We start from the raw sequence: 21,984 nt of genomic DNA on the forward strand, positions 1-21,984 counted from the left end.
CATGCTCGCGGTGGGCTCCACCCTCTGGTGAAGGGTCAGGTGATGTCGACGATGGGCAGCTGCAAGGCCGCCGGAGCCGTCGCCGGGACGGCCGGGTTCTTCGGCAGGACGGGCCCTATGCGGCGGTAAGCCTCACCTAGGGCGGGGCGCGGGTCGTCCTCGGCCCGGTTGGGCCAGAACGACATGGCGCGCTCGGCCTGGGCCGTGATGGTCAGCGACGGGTTCACGCCCAGGTTGGCCGAGACGGCGGAGCCGTCCACGATGTGCAGGCCCGGGTGCCCGTAGACGCGGTGGTAGGCGTCGATGACGCCGGAGTCGGCGGAGTCGCCGATCGGGCAGCCGCCGAGGAAGTGCGCGGTCATCGGGACGTCGAACAGATCGCCCCACGTGCCGCCCGCGATGCCGCCGATCTCCTCGGCGATCAGCCGCGTCGCCTCGTGTCCCTCCGGGATCCACGTCGGGTTCGGCTCGCCGTGCCCGGCGGACGCGCGCACGTCCCAGCCGAACGGCCCCTTCTTCGGGCGCAGCGTGATCGAGTTGTCGCGGGTCTGCATGACCAGCGCGATCACGGTCCGCTCCGACCAGTGCCGCACGTCGAACAGCTGGATGAGGTCGCGGGGGCGCCGCGCCGCCTCGCGGGCGAACTTGCGCAGCCGGGGCGTGTGCCGCTCGCCCGGCCGGTCCCCGTCGACGAGCAGGGTCTGCAGCCCGGCGAGGAGGTTGGAGCCCCGCCCGTACCGGACGGGCTCGACGTGGGTGTCCGGGGCGGGGTGGAACGACGACGTGATCGCGACGCCCTCGGAGAAGTCGGGCCCCGGCCTGCCGTTGCCGCGCCCGCCGCCGAGGATCGCCTCGGAGTTCGTGCGGGTCAGGGCGCCGAGCCGCGCCGACAGGCGCGGCAGCGCGCCGGTCGCCTTGAGCTTGTGCAGCAGCTTCTGCGTCCCGTAGGTGCCGGCGGCGAACACGACCTGCCCGGTCGTGAACGTCTTGCGGTCGCGGCCGAACGAGCCGGTCCGCACGATCGCCACCTCGTAGCCCCCGCCGGGCAGCGGCCGGACGGACGTGACGCGGCTGAGCGGCATCACCCGCGCGCCGGCCTTCTCCGCGAGGTACAGGTAGTTCTCCGTGAGCATGTTCTTGGCGCCGTGGCGGCAGCCCACCATGCACTCGCCGCACTCCAGGCAGCCGCGGCGGCGCGGGCCCGCGCCGCCGAAGTACGGGTCGGCGCTCTCGATCCCGGCGCCCTGCCCGAAGTAGACGCCGACCGGGGTCTTGACGAACGTGTCGCCCTTGCCCATCCGGTCGGCGACCCGCTTCATGACCTTGTCGGCCTCGGTCGTCGTGGTGTTCTGGACGACGCCCAGCATGCGCTTGGCCTGCTCGTAGTAGGGCGCCAGCTCGTCCTGCCAGTCGGTGATGTGCGCCCACTGCCGGTCCTTGAAGAACGGCTCCGGCGGGACGTACAGCGTGTTGGCGTAGTTCAGCGAACCGCCGCCCACGCCCGCGCCCGCGAGCACCATCACGCGGCTCGACTTCGCGCCCCGGATCAGGTGCATCCGCTGCATGCCGGTGAGACCGAGCGCCGGCGCCCACAGGTAGCGCGCGATCCGCCAGTTGGTCTTGGGCAGCTGCGGGTAGCGGGAGCCCGGAGCACCGGCGGGGTTGGTGTCGAAGCGGCGGCCCGCCTCGATCACACCGACCTTGTAGCCCTTCTCGGTCAGCCGCAGCGCGGCGACGCTGCCGCCGAACCCCGACCCGATCACCAGCACGTCGAAGTCATGCTTCACGGGCGTCCCCTACTTGATCCGCAGCTTCTTCATGATCCTGATGCCGTTCGCCATGTACCCGGCGAACTTGTCGTAGCCGATGCCGGACGGGGGTTCGAGGTCCATGAGGTGCTGGCTCGCGACGGTCTGCACCTCGGTGAACTTCAGCAGGCCCTCGGCTCCGTGGCGGCGTCCGACGCCGGACTGCTTCATCCCGCCCATCGGCGAGTCGTAGGACGCGTACGCGGCGCCGTAGCCGTCGTTGATGTTGACCGTCCCCGCCTGGATGCGGGCGGCCAGCCGGCGGGCCCGCGCCGGGGACTTCGTCCACACCGACGCGTTCAGCCCGTAGTCGGTGTCGTTGGCGCGGGCGACGACCTCGTCCTCGTCCCGGTACTTGTAGACGGCGACGACCGGCCCGAACGTCTCGTTCGCGCACAGGTCCATGTCGCCGCTGACGTCCGTGAGGATGGTCGGCTCGTAGAACAGCGGCCCGACGTCGGGGCGCGCCTTGCCCCCGGCGAGGACGGTGGCGCCCTCCTCGACGGCCTGGTCGACGTGCCGGGTCACCGCGTCCAGCTGGCGCCGGTACGTCAGCGAGCCCATCTCGGCCTCGAAGTCGAGGCCGGTGCCGAGCTTCATGCCCTTGACCAGCTCGGTGAACCGGGGCACGAACCGGTCGTAGACGTCCTCGTGGACGTACATCCGCTCGATCGAGATGCACAGCTGCCCGGCGTTGGTGAAGCACGCGCGGACGGCGCCGCGCGCGGCCCGCTCCACGTCGGCGTCCGCCATCACGATCATCGGGTTCTTGCCGCCGAGCTCCAGCGAGTAGCCGATCAGCCGGGGCGCGACCTTGGCCGCGATCGCCTTGCCGCCGCGCGTCGAGCCGGTGAAGGAGACGTAGTCGGCCTCCTCCAGCAGCGGGTCGCCGATCTGGGCGGGGTCGCCGACGACGATCTGCCACAGGTCGCGCGGCAGCCCGAGCGAGACCAGCAGGTCCAGCACCCACAGGCTGGACAGGCACGTCTGGGTGTCCGGCTTGTGGATCACCGCGTTGCCCGCCATCAGCGCGGGCGCGATGTCGCTGGCGCCGAGCGCGAAGGGGTAGTTCCAGGGGGCGATCAGCGCGACGACGCCCTTCGGGTGCCGCAGCTCCCGGACCCGCGTCAGCCCCGGCATCATGCCCTGCCGGCGCTTCGGCTTCAGCAGCCCCGGGGCCCGCCGGGCGTAGTACAGCGAGCACAGCGCCACGTCGAGGAACTCCTCCAGCGCGTGGCGGCGCGCCTTGCCCGTCTCCAGCTGGATGACGTCGAGGATCTCCTCGCGGCGGGCGACCAGCGCGTCCGCCAGCCGCAGGAACGGCTTGACCCGCTCGCCGGCCGGCAGCGCCGCCCAGGCCCGCTGCGCCTCGCGGGCGCGCGCGTAGGCCTTGCGGACGTCGTCGGCACCGGAGATCGGGACGGTCGCGAGGGGCTCACCGGTGAACGGGCCGGGAATGGTCGCGGTCTCGGAGCCGTCCGAGGCGACGTGGGAGGCCAGCCGGTCGATCAGGGTCTGGGGGAGCGTGTGCTCTGCCGCGCCTTTGGCAGGGACCGTCGGGGATGCCATGCAGGCAGCGTATGACCACCTGCCCATTTTGGCTACCCGCAAGTAACGCGCTACTTGGAGTGAAATGCCCCACCCGATCGCGTTACGTCCGTCTCTGCCTGACAAGCGGCCCTGAACGGAGCGTTCCAACCGCCCGGACTTGCGCAACCGGGAGACTGACCATGCTCCGCCGGTGTATCCCCGAAGGAGAGAATCTCGGCGCGCGTACCGCGGACGGAGGGCCGGCCGCGCGCGCACGGGGGCGCGCGGGTCTCGACACGGAGGGGAACAGCGAATGACGGACGCCCACGGCGACCAGCGGCCAGCGGCGGGGGCGGCCGGCCGGCCGCCGTCCGGCGGTCCGCGGCCGCGCCGCGACCGCGAGCAGACCCGCACCGCGCTGCTCGCCGCCGCCGAGCGCCTCTGGGCCGAGCGCGGCATCCACGGCGCCTCGCTGGACGACATCGCGGCGGCCGCGGGCCTCACCAAGGGCGCCGTCTACTCCAACTTCGCGGGCAAGACCGACCTGCTGCTGGCCCTGATGGAGCGCATCACCAGCGACCGCACCGGCCCGGAGGTCTGCGACGAGCTGCGCGCCGCCGAGCGGGACGCCGCGCGCGACGCCGCCCGCGAGGCCGCCGTCACCGGCCGCCCGCCCCGCCGCGGCGCCGCCGACGACCGCCCCCGCCGCCTCGCGCTGCTGCTCGTCGAGTTCTGGCTCTACGGCATGCGCGACTACGCCGCCGGCTGGCGCATCGCCGACTGGTACGCCGAGCGCCGCGACCGGCTGGCCCGCGAACTCGAACCCGCCGACGGCGGCACCGGCTCCTCCGCCGACGGCGGCACCGACCGGATCGGGCCCGGCGACCGCGCCGCCCTCACCATGGCCCTCGACTTCGGGCTGGCCTTCCAGCACCTGCTGGACCCGGCCCGCGTCCCCGCCGACCTCTACGCGACCGGCAAGACGCTGGTGCAGGCGCCCCGCCCCGACCGGCCCGCCTGAGCGCGGGCCCGGCCGAAGGCGTGCGGGATCAAGGAGTCGCCACCGGGACGATGTCGGGGGCGCCGCGGCGGTGCGCGTCGGCCTCCTGGTCGCCGTCCTGCGTCTGGGAGGCGCGCTCGGCCTCCACGCGCTTGCGGTAGTACTCGATCTCGCGGTCGCGCTGCTTCTTGGACCAGCCGAGCACCGGGGCCAGCAGGTCGGCGGCCTCCTGGGCGACGCCGACGCCGCGGTCCCACGTCTCGATCGAGATCCGGGTGCGGCGGGCGAGGACGTCGTTGAGGTGCCGGGCGCCCTCGTGCGTCGCGGCGTAGACGACCTCGGCGCGCAGGTAGTCGTCGGCGCCGGTGAGCGGCTTGGCCAGGTCCGGCTTGTCGGCGATCAGGCCGAGCAGGTCGTCCAGCAGGGTGCCGTAGCGGCGCAGGAGGTGCTCGATGCGGGCGACGTGCAGGCCCGAGCGGGACGCCAGCCGGTGGCGCGCGTTCCACATGGCCTGGAAGCCGTCGCCGCCGACGAGCGGGATGCGGTCCGTGCAGGACTCGGCGACCTTGCCGTCCAGGCCGTGGGCGACGGCGTCTATGGCGTCCTTCGCCATGACCCGGTACGTGGTGTACTTGCCGCCCGCCACGAGGACCAGGCCGGGCACCGGGTGCGCGACCACGTGCTCGCGGGACAGCTTGGACGTCTCCTCGGTCTCCCCCGTGAGCAGGGGCCGCAGGCCCGCGTAGACGCCTTCCACGTCGTCGTGCGTGAGCGGCGTGGACAGCACCGAGTTGACGTGGTCGAGGACGTAGTCGATGTCGGCCTTGGACGCGGCCGGGTGCGCCCGGTCGAGGTCCCACGCGGTGTCGGTGGTGCCGATGATCCAGTGCCGCCCCCACGGGATCACGAACAGCACGGACTTCTCCGTACGCAGGATGATCCCCGTCGAGGAGTGGATGCGGTCCTTCGGGACGACCAGGTGGATGCCCTTGGACGCCTTCACGTGGATCTGGCCGCGGCCGCCGACGAGTTCCTGGATGTCGTCCGTCCAGACGCCGGTGGCGTTCACGACCTGCTTCGCGCGGACCTCGCTGGTCGTGTTGCCCTCGAGGTCGCGGATCCGCAGGCCGGTGACGCGCTCGCCCTCCCGCAGGAAGCCGAGGCACTGGGTGCGGGACGCGATCTGGGCGCCGTACTGCGCCGCCGTCCGCAGCGCCGTCATCACGAAGCGGGCGTCGTCGACCTGCGCGTCCCAGTACTGGATCGCGCCGGTGAAGGAGTCCTTGCGCAGGGACGGCGCCAGCCGCAGCGCCCCGCGCCGGGTCAGGTGCCGGTGGTGCGGGACGCCGCGCGTGCTGCCCATCTGGACCGCGAGCGCGTCGTACAGGGCCACGCCCGCACCGAGGTACGCCCGCTCCCACACGCGGTGGGTCGTCGGCAGCAGGAACGGGACGGGCCTCACCAGGTGCGGCGCGATCTGCTGGAGCAGCAGGCTGCGCTCGGTCAGCGCCTCCCGGACGAGGTCGAAGTTGTACTGCTCCAGGTAGCGCAGACCGCCGTGGATCAGCTTCGAGGAGCGCGAGGACGTGCCGGACGCGAAGTCGCGCGCCTCGACCACCGCGACCGACAGGCCGCGGGTGGCCGCGTCGAGCGCCGCTCCGGCGCCGACGATCCCGCCGCCGACGACGACCACGTCGAACTCCTCACGGGCCATCCGATCGAGCGCCGCGGCGCGTTCCGCCGGGCCCAGCCGGGAGCTTCCGAGGCCCGTCACCGGTGAAGCCGTCATCGCTCATCCCCCCACAGCGTTCGGTTTCCGAGCAGTACCTACCCAAGAGTAAGGACGGGTCCACCCCGGAAATTTCCCCACCGGGAGTGGGTTCGCTCTCAGTCGGCGGACCGGCTCAGTCGGTGGACCTGCGGGGGGCCACCACGACCTGGACCCGCTGGAACTCCTTCAACTCCGTGTAACCGGAGGTCGCCATCGCGCGGCGCAGCGCCCCGATGAGGTTCATCGAGCCGTCCGCGACGTGGGACGGGCCGTGCAGGATCTGCTCCATCGTCCCGATCGTCCCGAGGTCGAGGCGGGTGCCGCGCGGGACGTCGCCGTGGTGGGCCTCGCTGCCCCAGTGGTAGCCCCGGCCCGGGGCCTCGGTGGAGCGGGCGAACGGCGAGCCGACCATCACCGCGTCGGAGCCGCAGGCGAACGCCTTGGCGATGTCGCCGCTGTTGACCATGCCGCCGTCGGCGATGACGTGCACGTACCGGCCGCCGGACTCGTCCATGTAGTCGCGGCGGGCGGCGGCCACGTCGGCGACCGCGGTCGCCATCGGGACGGCGACGCCGAGGACGGTCCGCGTGGTGTGCCCGGAGCCGCCGCCGAACCCGACCAGCACCCCGGCCGCGCCCGTCCGCATCAGGTGCAGCGCGGCCGTGTAGGTGGAGCAGCCGCCGACGATCACCGGGACGTCGAGGTCGTAGATGAACTGCTTGAGGTTCAGCGGCTCGGCGCGGCCGGACACGTGCTCGGCGGACACGGTCGTGCCGCGGATCACGAAAAGGTCGACGCCCGCGTCGATCACGGCCTTGTGGAACTGGGCGGTGCGCTGCGGGGACAGCCGCGCCGCGACGGTGACGCCCGCCTCCCGGACCTCCTGGATCCGGCGGCCGATCAGCTCCTCCTTGACCGGCTCGGTGTAGATCTCCTGGAGCCGCTGGGTGGCGCGGACGTCGTCCAGCGAGGCGATCTCGGCGAGCAGCGGCTCGGGGTTCTCGTAGCGCGTCCACAGCCCTTCGAGGTCGAGCACGGCCAGGCCGCCGAGCCGGCCGACGGCGATCGCGGTGGCCGGGCTGACGACGCTGTCCATCGGCGCGACGACCAGCGGCATCTCGAACCGGTAGGCGTCGATCTGCCAGGCGACGCTGACCTCCTCGGGGTCGCGCGTCCGGCGGGACGGCACGATGCCGATGTCGTCGAAGGCGTACGCCCGGCGGCCGCTCTTGCCCCGCCCGATCTCCACCTCAGCAGCCACTCTGTTCCTTTCATCGCCCTTGGCGTCAGGTGCTGGAGCACCGTCCTTCGGCGGGCGACGCGGCGATCGCCGCATCGCTCCGACTCCCCCAGGGGCTCGCTACGCGATCAGGTTCTCGCACGCTCGAACCTGGCTTCGCACGCGATCGCGACGTTTCGGTTGTTGCAGGTCTGGGTTCCTACCCGGGGATTCTATCGGCCTTGGTAATTCGGGGCCTCGACGGTCATCTGGATGTCGTGGGGGTGGCTCTCCCGCAGCCCGGCGGCGCTGATGCGCATCAGCTGGCCGCGTTCCTGCAGCTCGGGGATCGTCCGGGTGCCCGCGTACCACATGGACTGGTGCAGCCCGCCGACGAGCTGGTGCGCGACGTTGGCGAGCGGCCCGCGGTAGGGCACCTGGCCCTCGACGCCCTCGGGGATCAGCTTCTCCTCGGCGCTGACGTCGGCCTGGGCGTAGCGGTCCTTGGAGTAGGACGCGCCGCGCTCGCGGTTGCGCATCGCGCCGAGCGATCCCATCCCGCGGTAGGACTTGTACTGCTTGCCGTGGACGAAGATCAGCTCGCCCGGCGACTCCTCGACCCCGGCGAGCAGGCTGCCGAGCATGACCGTGTCGGCCCCCGCGACCAGCGCCTTGGCGATGTCGCCGGAGTACTGCAGGCCGCCGTCGCCGATCACCGGGACGCCCGCCGCCCGCGCCGCGCGGGCCGCCTCGGAGATCGCGGTGATCTGCGGGACCCCGACGCCGGCGACGATGCGGGTGGTGCAGATGGAGCCGGGCCCGACCCCGACCTTGACCCCGTCGGCGCCCGCGTCCACCAAGACCTGCGCCCCGGCCTGGGTGGCGATGTTGCCGCCGACGACCTGCACGCCCGAGTTGCCCTTGATCGAGGCGATCGTGTCGGCGACGCCCTTGGAGTGGCCGTGCGCGGTGTCCACGATGATCACGTCGGTGCCGGCCTCGATGAGGGCCTTCGCGCGGCGGATCGCGTCCTCGCCGACGCCGACCGCGGCGGCGACGAGCAGCCGGCCGTCGGCGTCCTTGGTGGCGTCCGGGTACTGCTCGCTCTTGGTGAAGTCCTTGGTGGTGATGAGGCCCTTGAGCCGGCCGTCGGCGTCCACCAGCGGGAGCTTCTCGACCTTGTTGCCCGCCAGCAGCCGGAACGCCTCGTCCCGCGCCACCCCGACCGGGGCGGTCACCAGCGGCATCGGGGTCATCACCTCGCGGACCGGGCGCGACAGGTCCGACTCGAAGCGCATGTCGCGGTTGGTCACGATGCCGACCAGCACGCCGCGCACGTCGGTCACCGGCACGCCGGAGATCCGGTAGCGGGCGCACAGCTCCTCGACGTCGGCGAGCGTCGCGTCCGGCAGGCAGGTGACCGGGTTGGTGATCATCCCGGACTCGGACCGCTTGACCCGGTCGGCCTCCTCGGCCTGGTCCTCGATGGACATGTTGCGGTGCAGCACGCCGATGCCGCCCTGCCGGGCCATGGCGACCGCCGTCCGCGCCTCGGTCACCGTGTCCATCGCCGCCGAGACGAGCGGGATCCGCAGCGAGATCTCACGGGTCAGCCTGGTCGTGGTGTCGGCCTCGCCGGGCTGGAGGTCGGAGTAGCCCGGGAGCAGGAGCACATCGTCGAAGGTCAGGCCCTGCGGAAGGAACTTGTCGGGCTCGGCGGCGGGGTTCATGACAACCTTCCCGTATCGGTTGCGGCATCGGGCCAGGTCAAAGGACCCTGTACCCATGGTAGGGCGTCCGCCCGCACCGGCGCGGGCTCTTGCACGCCGCGGCCGCGTGGCCTTGATGACATCAGGCAACACGCCGGACGCCCCTGAGCATTCCCCCGCCCGGCGGACACTCCGCGTGATTGTTCGCGCACAGAGGAGACCGGGGGGTGCACCTTTCGGGGCTCGCGGCAGTAGCGTGGGAGTGTGCACGATGACGCACCGCTCGACCCGTTCGCCGGAGACCCGGAGGATCCGGCGGCGGCGCTCGGCGACCCCGGCGACGAGGCCGCTCCGCTCAGCGTGACGGAGCGGGAGGACGTGCTGGCCGACCTCGCCGACCTGGAGGTCTTCCGTGCACTGCTGGAGCCGCTCGGCGTGCGCGGCCTCACCGTCGACTGCGGCGACTGCGGCAAGCTCCACTACATCGACTGGGAACTGCTGCACGGCAATCTGCGCCATCTGCTGGACGCCGGGCTGCCCCGCGTCCACGAGCCCGCCCTCTCCCCGGATCCCGTCGACTACGTCAGCTGGGAGTACGCCCGCGGCTACGTCGACGGCGTGATCGACAGCGAAGAGGGCCGGGACGAGAACTAGCGCCCGCCGGGGCCGGGCGCCCGCCGGGGTCTTCCGCCGGGGTCAGTCGTCCCAGCGCGGTGCCCGGTAGCGGTCGTTGCGGCGCTCCGCCTCCCGGCGCAGGGCGGCCAGGTCGTCCAGGTCGAGGACGGGGTCGTCGCCGGGCGCGGCCTCCGGGCGGTCGGACGGCGCCGAGCGCGTGATCCTGACCGGGCCCTCCGGGCGGCGGTGGTGCCGCCGGGGCGGGAAGAGGTCGTCCAGGCGGCGCTTGAGGCGCGCGATGTCCTCGCGCTCCTGGCCCCGGGAGGGCCGGCCCGTCCTCGTCGGTTCGGGCGCGGGCGCCGGCGCGGCGGACGGCTCCTGCGGGCGGGCGCGGGTCGCGGCGTCGGCGTCGCCCGCCGCCGGCGCCGCGGCCGGGACGGCCTGCTCGGACGCGCGCGGCGCCGGCGCGGCGGCCGTCGAGCGGTCGGCCGCGCCGCCGCCCGCCGCCGCGACGCCGGTGCTGGCGAGGACGGCGCCCACCACGCCGAGGGCGACGATCGTGCGCGGCCCGCGGCGGCGGGGGCCGGACGGCGCGGGCGGCGCCGGCGGGGCGGGGTCGGCGGTCTGGTCGTCGACGTCGATGATCAGCGCGTTCAGCAACCGCACCGCCGGGTCGGGGTCGTCGCCGGCGCACGCGGGCGGGGCGGGCGAGGCCGGGGCGGCGGCGGGCGCGGGCCCGGCCGGGCGCCGCGCCGCCAGCGACTCGATCAGGGCGTCGGTGCGGCGGACGGCCGCCAGGTCCGCGGCCGGCGGACTCGCCGCCGCGGCCGCCACCTGTAGCCGAGCCGGGGCCTGTAGCCGAGCCGTGGCCGGGGCCGGGGCATCACCGGAGTGCGAGGGCTCGGCCGGATTCGGGGCGCCCCCGATGCCGGTGAGGGGGCCTCGCTCCGTCAAGCGATCGACTCCTCTCGCGCCATCGCCCGGAGCCGGGCCAGGGCGCGGTGCTGCGCGACCCGGACGGCGCCGGCGGACATGCCGAGCACGTTGCCGGTCTCCTCGGCCGACAGCCCCGCCACGACGCGCAGCAGCACCAGTTCGCGCTGGTGCTCGGGCAGCCGCGTGAGCAGGTCGCGGGCGCGCTGCGCCTCGATGTAGCGGACCACCGTCTCCTCCGGCCCGGGCCGGTCGTCGGGGCCGTCCGGCAGGTCCTCGGTGGGCACGGCGGCGCGCACCGCGCTGCGCATCGCGTCCGCGATCTTGTGCGCGGCGATGCCGAAGACGAACGAGGCGAAGGGGCGGCCCATGTCCCGGTAGCGGGGCAGGGCCGACAGCACGGCGATGCAGACCTCCTGGGCCACGTCGTCGGCGATGTGGTACTGCCCGGACACCCGGCCGAGCCGGGCCCGGCAGTACCGGACGATCATGGGACGCACCTCGGCGATGAGGACCTCGATGGCGCCCGGATCGCCCTGGACGGCCCGGTTCGTCAGCTCCTTGAGGTCGCCGTCGGCGGCGTCCGCCGCCCGCAGCGCCCGCGTCCCGCGGCCGGTGTCGCGGCCCGTGTCACGCCCCGCGTCGCGGGGCGCCGGCGGGGCCGGACCCCCCGAGGGTTCGGCAGCGCGCGCGGTCATGGTCCCGGCGAAGCATCCCTCGGTCACGTCAAGCATGATGCCCAGCACCGCCGGGCGTGTCTGCCCCGTCGTTGACAACGGAATGGTCACAGTGCTGGAACGAACCTGGGAATACTACGTCATGCGATCATTTCATTGCCGCGCGTCACGAAACATTAAACCGCCCATCGGGCAAAGAACGTCCCATCCCGGTACATAACGGCGACCCCCGTCCACCGGGTGGACGGGGGTCGCGGAGCCGGTCGGACCGGCGCGGCCCTTCCCTGCGGAAGGGTCAGTGGCCGTGCCCGTGGCCGTGGCCGTGGCCGCCGCCGGCGGCCTCCTCGGGCTCCTCCGGCTTGTCGACCACGAGCGCCTCGGTGGTGAGCAGCATGCCCGCGATCGAGGCGGCGTTGGTGACCGCGGAGCGGGTGACCTTCACCGGGTCGATGACGCCCTGGGCGATCAGGTCGCCGTACTCGCCGGTCGCGGCGTTGTAGCCGTGGCCGGCCTGCAGCGCCTGCACCTTGGAGACGACGACGTAGCCCTCCTGGCCGGCGTTCTCGGAGATCCAGCGCAGCGGCTCGTTGAGCGCGCGGCGGACCGCCTCGGCGCCGGTGGCCTCGTCGCCGGACAGGCCGAGGGTGTCGAAGCCCTCCTTGGCCACGTGCACCAGCGCGCTGCCGCCGCCGGAGACGATGCCCTCCTCGATCGCCGCGCGGGTCGCCGAGATGGCGTCCTCCAGGCGGTGCTTCTTCTCCTTCAGCTCCACCTCGGTGGCGGCGCCGACCCGCAGCACGCAGACCCCGCCGGCCAGCTTGGCCAGCCGCTCCTGCAGCTTCTCGCGGTCCCAGTCGGAGTCGGAGTTCTCGATCTCGACCTTGATCTGGTTGACGCGCGCGGTGATCTCGTCCGCGGAGCCCTCACCGTCGACGATGGTGGTGGCGTCCTTGGTGACGGTGATCCGGCGGGCGCGGCCGAGGTCCTCCAGCCCGATGGAGTCGAGCTTGAGGCCGATGGCCTCGCTGACGACCTGGCCGCCGGTCAGGGTGGCCATGTCGCCGAGCATCGCCTTGCGGCGGTCGCCGAAGCCCGGCGCCTTGACCGCGACGGAGGTGAAGGTGCCGCGGATCTTGTTGGCGACGAGCAGCGCCAGGGCCTCGCCCTCGACGTCCTCGGCCACCACGAGCAGCGGCTTCTTGGTCTGCGCGACCTTCTCGGCCAGCGGCAGGAACTCCTGCACGTTGGAGATCTTGCCGTCCACGATGAGCACGTAGGCGTCCTCCAGGACGGCCTCCATGCGCTCGTGGTCGGTGACCATGTGCGGCGACAGGTAGCCCTTGTCGAACTGGAGGCCCTCGGTGAACTCCAGCTCGAGGCCCATCGTGTGGGCCTCCTCGACGGTGATGACGCCGTCCTTGCCGACCTTCTCGAACGCCTCCGCGATCAGCTCGCCGATCTGCGGGTCCTGCGCGGAGATGGTCGCGACGTGCGCGATCTCGTCCTTCTCGACGATCTCGCGGGCCGTCTTCAGCAGCTGGTCGGACACGTGCTGGGCGGCCGCGTCGATGCCGCGCTTGAGCGCGAGCGGGGACGCGCCGGCGGCCACGTTGCGGGTGCCCTCCCGGACCAGCGCCTGCGCGAGGACGGTCGCCGTGGTGGTGCCGTCGCCCGCGATGTCGTTGGTCTTGGTCGCCACTTCCTTGGCGAGCTGGGCCCCGAGGTTCTCGTAGGGGTCCTCCAGCTCCACCTCGCGGGCGATGGTGACGCCGTCGTTGGTGATGGTCGGCGCGCCGAACTTCTTGTCGATGACGACGTTGCGGCCGCGCGGGCCGATCGTCACCTTGACGGCGTCCGCGAGAGCGTTGACGCCGCGCTCAAGAGCCCGGCGAGCGTCCTCCTCGAACTCCAGGATCTTCGCCATGCGGATACTCCTCTATTACGCGATCCGCCCCGGCAGCCCCGCCGAAGGCGGCGCCGACCGGGGCGGGTGCATCACGTCTCGGTGATTACTTCTCGATGACCGCGAGCACGTCGCGGGCCGAGAGGACGAGGTAGTCCTCGCCGTTGTACTTGACCTCGGTGCCGCCGTACTTGCTGTAGAGCACGACCTCGCCGACCTTGACGTCGACGGGGACGCGCTCGCCCTTGTCGTCGACGCGACCCGGGCCAACGGCAAGGACGGTGCCCTCCTGGGGCTTCTCCTTGGCGGTGTCCGGGATCACCAGGCCCGACGCGGTGGTGGTCTCGGCCTCAAGCGGCTGGACGACGATGCGGTCCTCAAGCGGCTTGAGAACAACCTTGGTGGCGGTCGTCACGATCTGACCTCCCCTTCGATTGGTCCTCGGCCGGCCACGGATGACCGGCCAGCACATGTGACAGAAGAGGCGACCCTGGACCGGCCTGCCGTCGCGGGTGCCAGACCGACCTTGTCGCTGTTGTTGGCACTCTCAGTACGAGAGTGCCAGTCATGGAGACTATTCCGTGCCCGGGAGCCCGTCAACACGGACACGGAGGCACCGGCCGACGTTCACCTGACGCTAACTTCGCTCCATGGACATCGCGTCGTTCCGGGCCCTGCGGACCCCCTCCGGCCAGGCACTCCTCGGCGAGGCGGCGGCGGCGGACGTCAGCGAGGGCGGATTGCTCGCCACGGCGACGCGGCTGCGCGAACGGCACGATGCCGCGCTGGTGGCCGCGGCGCTCACGCAGGTGCGGCTCCGGGAGCGGGCGCGGGCCAAGTTCGGTCCGGACGCGGACCGCATGTACTTCACCCAGGCGGGCCTTGAGCAGTCCACCCGCGCGAGTGTGGCGGCGCACCGTGCGCGACGGTTCGCCGACCGGCTGGACGGCGCGCGTGTGCTGGACATGGGTTGCGGGATAGGCGCCGACCTCATCGCGCGGGGGCGCGCGGGCCTCACCGGGGAGGGCGTGGAGCTCGACCCGCTGACGGCCGAGGTGGCGCAGGCGAACGTGACCGAATTCGGCCTCGACGCGTCCGTACGCATCGGCGACGCCACCGAGGCCGCGGTGGACGGCTTCGACGCGGTGTTCGCCGACCCTGGGCGCCGTACTGCACGGGGCAGGGTCTTCGACCCGCGCTCCTACGAGCCGCCGCTTGACGTCGTCCTGGACAGGGCGCAGAAGGTTCCCGGGGCGTGCGTCAAGGTGGCGCCCGGCATCCCGCATGAGGCCGTCCCGGACGGCGCGGAGGCCGAGTGGGTGTCGGTCCACGGTGACGTCAAGGAGGCGGCCCTGTGGCTGGGGTCGCTCGCAGGGGACGTGGGCCGCCGGGCCACGCTGCTGTCGTCCGACACCGACCCACAGGTCTGCACATTGACCCCGCAAGTGTCGGACGGCCCCGATGTACGCCCATGGGGCCGTTATCTATACGAGCCTGACGGAGCGGTGATACGCGCCCATCTGGTGGGCGAGGTGGCGGAACTGGTCGGCGGCGGGCTGGCCGATCCGCAGATCGCGTACATCACGTCCGACCGGCTCTGCCCGACGCCATTCGCGCACGCCTACGAGGTCGAGGACGTCATGCCGTTCTCGGTGAAGCGCCTGCGCGCGGAGCTGCGCCGCCGCGAGGTCGGCGTGCTGACCGTCAAGAAGCGCGGCTCGGCCGTGGACGTCGACCGGCTGCGCCGCGATCTCGGCTTCGCCGGGCGCCGGCCGGGGCACGGCGGCGCGGAGGCGACGGTGGTGGTGACCCGGGTCGGCCGCGACCCGGTCGCCCTGCTCACCCGCCCCGCCGCGGCCGCTCCCCCGGCGGGCTGACCCGCCCGGAGCCGGGCCGCCCGGCAACCGTGCCCAAAGATCTTCCGCGCGGCCGGGCAACACCAAGCGGGGCCGGGCGACGCGCCACGGCGGTGCAAATCATCGGCGTTTTCCGGCATCGCGTCCACCAGGGATTGCGGGCGCCCGGCAACGCGGCGGCTCCGGCCCCGAATCGGTGCGCCGAGACAGACGCACCCGAAAACACCAAGGCAGGTTCACCGGCCGGGACTTCGGCGCCGCGGAATACCCTCCGAAATAGGGCTCGAATCCGTCGCGCGGCGCCGCGCGACCGGGGCCGCGCACCGGCGGGCCGCCGCCGCGCCGGGTTCGGGAACTGCCGATGTTGGACGAGATGTACGGACACGGCACCGGCCCCGCCCGCCGCGCATCCCCGTCACATCACCATGATCAAGACGATTGCCGCGAAGCGGTGATCAAGCACTCCCCCGGCTATTTCTCACTTTCCGCCCCAGCCGGATAACAGGCGCATTCCGCAGAACTCACAATCTTCTCTGCTACCCGTTTTAGCGGCCCCTCACACGCACTACAGTGGCCACCTCAGAGATTCATTTGCCGTGCGTCATTTCGTCGCGCCGGCACACGAAGGAGCATCGGGTGGAAACGAATCACAACTTCCTGCAGACGGGAGGTCAACCGGTCTCGGATCGGATGCGGGAGTTGCTCGCCCGTGCGGCGCAGGACCACGTCTATGAACAGCGCTCACAGGGTCAGGTCCTGGACGAGATTCGCCAGCGGCTGGAAGGCATGGAGTGGCTGCTCCGCGAGGTCCGGGAGCGGGAGCTCACCGGGCTGACCGGGCAGATCGAGAGCGTCCGCGGGCAGGTCGACGAACTGTCCGGCAAGCCCCCGGAATGGGCCGAAGGCCTGGCCGAGCACATCGAGTCGTTCGGCGAGCGGGTCAAGCCCGTCGCCGAGCTGCCCGCGCTCTGGGCCGACGTCGGCGTCGTCGCCGAGAACGTCGACGAGGGCCTGACCCGCATCCAGGCCGTCCTCGACTCCGCGCAGCACATCACGGACGCCACGCAGCAGGCGTCCCAGCGCATGGACGAGATGACCAAGCGGCTCGACAAGCTCCAGGGCAGCATGGAGGCCGCGTCCGTCCGGTTCAACCGGCTGGACAAGTCGCTCGCCGAGCTGGGCCACCGGTCCGAGCGGCTCGAACACTCGATCAACGGGGTCACGGCACGGGTCGACCAGGCGCTCGGCGAGATGGCCGAGCGGATGGAGCAGGGGCTGGAGGCGGTCAACGGCCGGGTCGAGGGCGTCGGCGGCCGGCTCGACGGGCTGGACGGGCGGCTGGACGGCGTCGACGGCCGGCTGGAGGGACTGTCGGGCAAGCTGGAGGGCCTGGACGGCCGGTTCGAGAGCCTGGACGGCCGGCTGGACGGGGTCGGCGAGCGGATCGGCCGGCTCCCCGCCACGCTGGAGATCGCCGAGGTGCACCGGCTGCTGGCCGAGATCGCGCAGCGTCCGGCGGCCGAGTACGGCGACCGGTTCGACGCGCTGGAGAAGCACCTCGCCGAGGCGGTCGACCCGCTGATCGAGGAGCTGCGCGCCCGGCCGGACCGCGACGAGGTCAAGGCGACCATGTCGCAGATCGCCGAGACCGCCTACAGCGACGTCGCCAAGCGGATGGACGAGTTCTCCCGCCGCTTCGAGGACGTGCACGAGGACGTCCGCAAGCGCATCGAGAACATCCACGAGGAGGTCGCCAAGCGGGTCGACGTCGCGCTGGAGGAGTTCACCGCGCAGGTCGACATCGTCTCCCGCCGGGTGGAGTCGGTGCACGCCGACGTCGCCAAGCAGGTCGAGTCCGTGCACAGCGAGGTGACACGGCAGGTCGGCGGCGTCCACGACGACTTCGGCAAGCGGATCGGCGACATCCACGAGGACGTCACCCGCCAGGTCGGCAGCATCCACGAGGACGTCGCCAAGCAGGTCGGCAACATGCAGGAGGACGTCGCACGGCAGGTCGGCGGCGTGCACGCCGAGTTCGCGCGGCGGGTCGAGAGCATGCAGGACGAGGCCGGGCGGCGGGCCGACGCCGCGCAGGCCGAGTTCGCCAAGCGCTTCCTGCACGTCGAGGACGAGGTGGGCCGCAAGGTCGACGGCGTCCACGACGAGGTCTCCAAGCAGGTCAACGCGGTGCACGAGGACGTGCTGAAGCGGCTGTCCACGCTGGAGGAGACGATGCTCGCGCTCGCCGAGGCCCTGCTCCGGCCCCGCCGCGAGCCGAAGGACTGACCGGCGGAACCGGCGGGTGGGGCCCGGCCGCGGGCCCCACCCGCACCGCATTCGGATACCGGACGGAATCCGCGGCGTTTGTCCGGCAAACGCCCACCGCGACCGAAGATACTCCCTCACCCGGCCCCGCTGACGTGCAATTTGTTACGTTCCGTCTTCGCAAAATCACTCCCAATACCCTTCGGAATCCGTTTTCATGGATCAGGTGACTCGCACACCGGCTGCCTGCCTGCCGACCGGAGCCCCGCCCGGCCACCCCACCCTGCGCTGGGTCGAGGAGTGCCTCGGCCGCGGCGCCGAGGTCCGCATGGTGCGGCCGCTCGCCGGCGGGACCGCGCACGCCAACCACGCCCTGCTCGTGGAGAGCGGCTCCGGCAGCGCCCACCGCCTCGTCCTGCGCCGCTGGACGGGCCGCCCCACCGACGGCCGCGGCGCCCGCCGCTACGGCGACGCCGACTTCTCCCCCGAACGCGAGATCGCCGCGCTCGCCCTCCTCGCCGGCTGCACGATCCCCACCCCGACGCTCGTCGCCGCCGACCCCGCCGGCGCCTACTGCGACGTCCCCGCGCTGCTCATCACCCGGCTCAGCGGCCACCCGCCCCGGCCGTCCCCCGACGACCTGCCCGAATACCTCATCCAGCTCGCCGCCGCGCTGCTGTCGGTGCACGCCCTGAACGGCGTGTCCACGATGCCCCCGTACGTCCCCTACAACCGGCTCGACGTGCGCCGCCCGCCCAAGCACGCGCTCCGCCCGAACCTGTGGGAACGCGCCTTCGAGGTCGCGGCCCGGCCCGCCCCCGAGGCGCCCTCCCGGTTCATCCACCGCGACTACCACGCCGACAACACGCTGTGGTCCTACGGCAAGCTCACCGGCGTCGTCGACTGGTCGGACGCCTCGTCCGGCCCCGTCTCCGTCGACATCGCCCGCATGCGCCGCGGCCTGGCCCTGCGCTACGGCCCGTCCGTAGCCGACCGCTTCCGCTCCGCCTTCGACCAGGTCTCCGGCGGCCACACCCACGACCCGTACTGGGACATCCGCAGCCTCCTGGACCTCCTCCCAGAAGACGACGACCGCGTCCTGGACGAAGCCCAAGTCCCCCTATTCGAGGACTATCTAGCCAAGCTTCTCCCAGAATGCTGAGGTTCCCGGTAGCGCGTTGAGACCCCAACCGACGGCCACGGGGCGGGCGGCCGGAGGGCGCCCTAGCGCCCGGAGGTCGTCCGCCCCGCCGACGCGGGCGACCGCAGCGACGCCACACACACCCGCACAGGCACGACAGACCGTAACAGCGGCGTGAGGATCGCCTGCGTCGCGACGGGGGTTCCAGGGGGTCGCCCCCTGGGAGTTACAGCGTTATGGCTTCTATCGGGAGGCTGGAGTCGGCTGGGAGCTCCAGCTCTGACGGGGGGCGGCCGGTGGCTGCCAGTTCGGAGCCCAGGGCGGCGACCATGGCGCCGTTGTCGGTGCAGAGTTTCGGGCGGGGGACGCGGAGGCGGACGCCCGCGGCCTCGCAGCGTTCGGCGGCGAGGGCGCGCAGGCGGGAGTTCGCGGCGACACCGCCGCCTATCAGCAGGTCGTGGACGCCGTTGTCCTTGCAGACCTGCAGCGCCTTCTGCGTCAGGACGTCGACCACGGCCTCCTGGAAGGACGCGGCCACGTCCGAGACCGGGACCGGCTCGCCCGCCCGCTCCTTGGCCTCCACCCAGCGGGCCACCGCCGTCTTCAGGCCGGAGAACGAGAAGTCGTAGGTGCCGTCCTTGTACTTGCCGCGCGGGAACGCGATCGCGGCGGGGTCGCCCTCGCGGGCCATGCGGTCGATCACCGGGCCGCCGGGGAAGCCGAGGTCCAGCACCCGCGCGACCTTGTCGAAGGCCTCGCCCGCCGCGTCGTCGACCGTGCTGCCGAGCGAGTGGACCTCGTCCGTCACGTCCGGGACGAGGAGGATCGAGGAGTGGCCGCCCGACACCAGCAGCGCCACGCACGGCTTGGGCAGCGGGCCGTGTTCGAGCTGGTCGACGCAGACGTGCGCGGCCAGGTGGTTGACGCCGTACAGCGGCTTGCCCAGCGACAGCGCGTACGCCTTCGCGGCGGCGACGCCTACCATCAGCGCGCCCGGCAGCCCCGGCCCGGCGGTGACGGCGAACGCGTCGACGTCGGCGAACGTGACGCCGGCGTCCGCGAGCGCGCGCTCGACGGTCGGCCCCATCGCCTCCAGGTGCGCGCGCGAGGCGACCTCCGGCACGACGCCGCCGAACCGGGCGTGCTGGTCGACGCTGGAGGCGATGGCGTCCGCCAGCAGCGTGTGCCCGCGCACGATCCCGACCCCGGTCTCGTCGCAGGAGGTCTCGATGCCGAGCACCAGCGGCTCGTCCCGAATCATCACGTCTCCCGGTTGAAGCCCATGGGTGGACGGCGGGTGAGCGGGCGGCTCATGACGATCGCGTCCACGTCGGAGGGCTGGTAGTAGCGCTTGCGGAGGCCGACCCTGACGAAGCCGAACCGCTCGTAGAGGCGGTGGGCGGCGTCGTTGTCGGCGCGGACCTCCAGGAAGACCGCCTCGCTGTTGCGGCGGACGGCCTCGTTCAGCAGCGCGGTGAGCAGCGCGGCGCCGATGCCGTCCTTGCGCCGGTCGGCGCGGACCCCGATGGTCTGCACGTCGGCCTGCCCGCCCGCCGCGGCGAGGCCCGCGTACCCGACGATCTCGCCGCCGGGCTCCTCCGCGACGACGTAGTGGCGGGTGCGCGGCTGCTCGGCGAGTTCGCCGCGGAGCATCTCCTCACTCCAGGCGTCCTCGGGGAACAGGGCCTCCTCCAGGCGGTGGACGGCCGGGAGGTCGGCGCCGGTCATCGGCCGCAGGACGACACCGGTCATGCCGGGGTCACCTTCTTGCGGGGCCCCGGCTCCTTCGCGTCGGGGCGGCGCAGGTAGAGCGGCTCCGGCGGGAGGAGTTCGGGGACCTTGAGCCCGGCCAGGCGGGCGACGGTCAGCTCCGCGAGCGCGCCGGCGGACGGCAGCAGGGGTTCGTGGCCGGATTCGCCGAGGACCTCCGGGTAGAGGGCGGCGCCCTCGCCGACGACGGGCAGCCCCTCGGGCACGTCTGACGGTGGGCCCACGGCGGGTTCGGTGGCGCGCGCGCGTGCCGAGTCGTACCGCGCCCAGTAGACCTCCTTGCGGCGGGCGTCGGTGGCGACGACGAACGGCTCGTCCCGTCCGGTGGCCCAGGCGATGATGTCCAGCGTGCAGACCCCGTGCACGGGGACGTTCAGGGCCTCCCCCATGGCGCGGGCGGTGACCAGCCCGACGCGCAGCCCCGTGTAGGGGCCGGGCCCGACGCCGACGGCGATCGCGCTGAGGTCGCCGGGGGCCGCTCCGGCCTCCGCCATCACCTGCGCGATGGACGGTGTGAGCAGTTCGGTGTGTCTGCGCCGGTCGACGGCCTCGGCGGTGCCGCGCGGCACGGCGCCCTCACCGGGAATCCACTCGTACAGCGCCACGGTGACCGCGGCGGTCGCGGTATCGAAAGCCAAGACCAGCACGGGTTGTAAGCCTACCGGTCGGACGCCGGGCCATGGTCTCGGACGGTCAGCCCTGTTCGAGGGCCTGGATGACGGCCTTGGCGACCTCGGTGGCCCCGCCAGTGGCCGCCTCTGACGAGAGCGGGTCGCCGTCGTCGGAGCCCGCGTAGTGGATCGTGATGAGGACGTTCGCGAGCCGGACGTTGCCGACCGCCTCGCCGGACCCCTGCCCCTCGTCCACGCTGTAGACGATGTAGCCGTCGTCGCCGACGTCCTTGGTCCGGGTCTTGTCGGTGAGCTTCTGGCCGGGCAGCAGCGCCTTGCCGGACTCGTCGGCGGTGCGCTCGGAGACGAGCGTCTTGTCCGCGGCGTCCGTGGGCGTCTGGCTCGCGTCGCCGGCGATCGCGCGGAGCTCGACGGTGAGCTGGCGCTTGGTGTCGCCCGCGTAGGCGCCCCACACGCACTGGTTCTGCCGCTCGTTGCTCTGGTAGTTGTCGGCCTGGGTGCGCTCGGAGCCCGGCGCGAGCCGGTCGACGAGGTCCTGGGCGACGATCGTGCAGGCGTCGGGGACGACGCCGCGCTCGCCCTTCGCCGTCGGGGAGCTCTCGGTGGCGCCGCTGCCGACGATCTGGCCGCCCTCCTTGTCGCCGCTCGCGCCGACGCCGGTCAGGATGACGACCACCGCGAGGACGCAGACGGCGATGCCGGCGCCGACGCCGCCGAGGATCGCGGCCCAGCGCCGTCCGCCGCGGCCCTCGCGCGCCACCCGGTGGCTGCCGGTGCGGTACCCGCCGCTGCCGGAGCGGTAGCCGCCCGTATCGGAGCGGTAACCGCCACTGGCGGAACGGTAGCCGCCGGTGTCGTGCCGGCCGCCCGCTTCGGTGCCGCCCGCCGTCCGGTACCCGCCGGTGTCGGACGGGTACCCGCCGCTACCGGACTGGTAGGGGCCGGTCTCCCGCTGGTAGGGGCCGCTGTCCCTCTGGTAGGGACCGCTACCTGATTGGCTGGACTCGTACCCGCCGGAGCCGGACGCGGCGTAGCCGCCCGTGCCGTATCCACCGCCGTCCGGCCGGTAACCGCCGCCTGTCCCCTGGCCACCGCCCGAACCGCGGTAGCTGTCGCGGTCACTACCGCTGCGATGGCTACCACTCACCGGTTCCC

At 72.7% G+C, this 21,984-nt stretch carries 18 protein-coding genes; 5 read left to right on the top strand and 13 right to left on the bottom strand.

From position 1 onward, the window contains the following. Positions 1–35: 35 nt before the first annotated feature. Entirely contained in the window at positions 36–1,787 is a 1,752-nt protein-coding gene (locus tag HUT06_RS38645) for a GMC oxidoreductase (protein WP_176200243.1), read from the bottom strand. Positions 1,788–1,796: 9 nt separating this feature from the next. Continuing rightward, positions 1,797–3,377: a succinic semialdehyde dehydrogenase gene (locus HUT06_RS38650; RefSeq protein ID WP_176200244.1), complete on the bottom strand. Its 1,581-nt coding sequence runs from the start codon at positions 3,375–3,377 to the stop codon at positions 1,797–1,799. A 274-nt stretch (positions 3,378–3,651) separates the two neighbouring features. Here HUT06_RS38650 and HUT06_RS38655 point away from each other — a divergent pair, with 274 nt between their 5' ends. After that, positions 3,652–4,359 carry a helix-turn-helix domain-containing protein gene (locus tag HUT06_RS38655; protein ID WP_176200245.1) on the top strand — a complete coding sequence of 236 codons (708 nt, stop codon included), beginning with the start codon at positions 3,652–3,654 and terminating at the stop codon, positions 4,357–4,359. Between the two features lie 28 nt (positions 4,360–4,387). Here the strand turns inward: HUT06_RS38655 and glpD are convergent, their stop codons facing one another. The 3 genes from glpD to guaB all read right to left on the bottom strand — a co-directional run bounded on the left by glpD (position 4,388) and on the right by guaB (position 9,058). After that, a complete protein-coding gene (gene glpD / locus HUT06_RS38660) occupies positions 4,388–6,127 on the bottom strand; it encodes a glycerol-3-phosphate dehydrogenase (protein ID WP_176200246.1) in 1,740 nt (579 codons plus the stop codon). Between the two features lie 115 nt (positions 6,128–6,242). After that, the gene (locus HUT06_RS38665; RefSeq protein ID WP_176201894.1) at positions 6,243–7,358 is read right to left on the bottom strand and encodes a GuaB3 family IMP dehydrogenase-related protein; all 1,116 of its coding nucleotides are present in this window, start codon (positions 7,356–7,358) and stop codon (positions 6,243–6,245) included. 203 nt (positions 7,359–7,561) lie between these two features. Then, positions 7,562–9,058 (bottom strand): IMP dehydrogenase, encoded by a 1,497-nt coding sequence (guaB, locus tag HUT06_RS38670; RefSeq protein WP_176200247.1) that lies wholly within the window; start codon positions 9,056–9,058, stop codon positions 7,562–7,564. Between the two features lie 243 nt (positions 9,059–9,301). Here guaB and HUT06_RS38675 point away from each other — a divergent pair, with 243 nt between their 5' ends. Next, the gene (locus HUT06_RS38675; RefSeq protein ID WP_089324405.1) at positions 9,302–9,691 is read left to right on the top strand and encodes a DUF5319 domain-containing protein; all 390 of its coding nucleotides are present in this window, start codon (positions 9,302–9,304) and stop codon (positions 9,689–9,691) included. Between the two features lie 42 nt (positions 9,692–9,733). On the opposite strand, the gene HUT06_RS38680 is transcribed toward HUT06_RS38675, so the two are convergent. The 4 genes from HUT06_RS38680 to groES all read right to left on the bottom strand — a co-directional run bounded on the left by HUT06_RS38680 (position 9,734) and on the right by groES (position 13,583). Continuing rightward, the gene (locus HUT06_RS38680) at positions 9,734–10,486 is read right to left on the bottom strand and encodes a hypothetical protein (RefSeq protein WP_176200248.1); all 753 of its coding nucleotides are present in this window, start codon (positions 10,484–10,486) and stop codon (positions 9,734–9,736) included. Positions 10,487–10,602: 116 nt separating this feature from the next. Next, positions 10,603–11,310, bottom strand: a complete 708-nt coding sequence (locus HUT06_RS38685) for a sigma-70 family RNA polymerase sigma factor (protein WP_254715616.1) — start codon at positions 11,308–11,310, stop codon at positions 10,603–10,605. A gap of 247 nt (positions 11,311–11,557) precedes the next feature. Continuing rightward, on the bottom strand, positions 11,558–13,186 hold the full coding sequence (gene groL, locus HUT06_RS38690) for a chaperonin GroEL (protein ID WP_176200249.1): 1,629 nt from the start codon (positions 13,184–13,186) through the stop codon (positions 11,558–11,560). Between the two features lie 85 nt (positions 13,187–13,271). Then, entirely contained in the window at positions 13,272–13,583 is a 312-nt protein-coding gene (gene groES, locus HUT06_RS38695) for a co-chaperone GroES (protein ID WP_205718926.1), read from the bottom strand. A 232-nt stretch (positions 13,584–13,815) separates the two neighbouring features. Here groES and HUT06_RS38700 point away from each other — a divergent pair, with 232 nt between their 5' ends. From HUT06_RS38700 to HUT06_RS38710, 3 genes are all read left to right on the top strand, one after another. Further along, a complete protein-coding gene (locus tag HUT06_RS38700; RefSeq protein ID WP_176200250.1) occupies positions 13,816–15,042 on the top strand; it encodes a class I SAM-dependent methyltransferase in 1,227 nt (408 codons plus the stop codon). Positions 15,043–15,657: 615 nt separating this feature from the next. Continuing rightward, positions 15,658–17,307, top strand: coding sequence for a hypothetical protein (locus tag HUT06_RS38705; protein WP_254715617.1), 1,650 nt, complete (start codon positions 15,658–15,660; stop codon positions 17,305–17,307). Between the two features lie 196 nt (positions 17,308–17,503). Continuing rightward, positions 17,504–18,448: a phosphotransferase family protein gene (locus tag HUT06_RS38710; protein ID WP_176200251.1), complete on the top strand. Its 945-nt coding sequence runs from the start codon at positions 17,504–17,506 to the stop codon at positions 18,446–18,448. A gap of 205 nt (positions 18,449–18,653) precedes the next feature. Here HUT06_RS38710 and tsaD read toward each other — a convergent pair whose 3' ends face one another. From tsaD to HUT06_RS38730, 4 genes are read right to left on the bottom strand one after another with little or no spacing between them, the layout of a single operon-like run. Beyond that, positions 18,654–19,688 carry a tRNA (adenosine(37)-N6)-threonylcarbamoyltransferase complex transferase subunit TsaD gene (tsaD, locus tag HUT06_RS38715; protein WP_217711618.1) on the bottom strand — a complete coding sequence of 345 codons (1,035 nt, stop codon included), beginning with the start codon at positions 19,686–19,688 and terminating at the stop codon, positions 18,654–18,656. Beyond that, positions 19,688–20,179, bottom strand: a complete 492-nt coding sequence (gene rimI, locus HUT06_RS38720) for a ribosomal protein S18-alanine N-acetyltransferase (protein ID WP_176200252.1) — start codon at positions 20,177–20,179, stop codon at positions 19,688–19,690. The genes tsaD and rimI overlap by 1 nt, the downstream gene beginning before the upstream one ends. After that, positions 20,176–20,844 (bottom strand): tRNA (adenosine(37)-N6)-threonylcarbamoyltransferase complex dimerization subunit type 1 TsaB, encoded by a 669-nt coding sequence (gene tsaB / locus HUT06_RS38725; RefSeq protein WP_176200253.1) that lies wholly within the window; start codon positions 20,842–20,844, stop codon positions 20,176–20,178. Before tsaB ends, rimI begins: the two co-directional genes overlap by 4 nt. A gap of 46 nt (positions 20,845–20,890) precedes the next feature. Beyond that, positions 20,891–21,976 carry a hypothetical protein gene (locus HUT06_RS38730; protein WP_176200254.1) on the bottom strand — a complete coding sequence of 362 codons (1,086 nt, stop codon included), beginning with the start codon at positions 21,974–21,976 and terminating at the stop codon, positions 20,891–20,893. Between the last annotated feature and the right edge of the window lie 8 nt (positions 21,977–21,984).

Source organism: Actinomadura sp. NAK00032 (genome assembly GCF_013364275.1).
GTDB lineage: Bacteria > Actinomycetota > Actinomycetes > Streptosporangiales > Streptosporangiaceae > Spirillospora.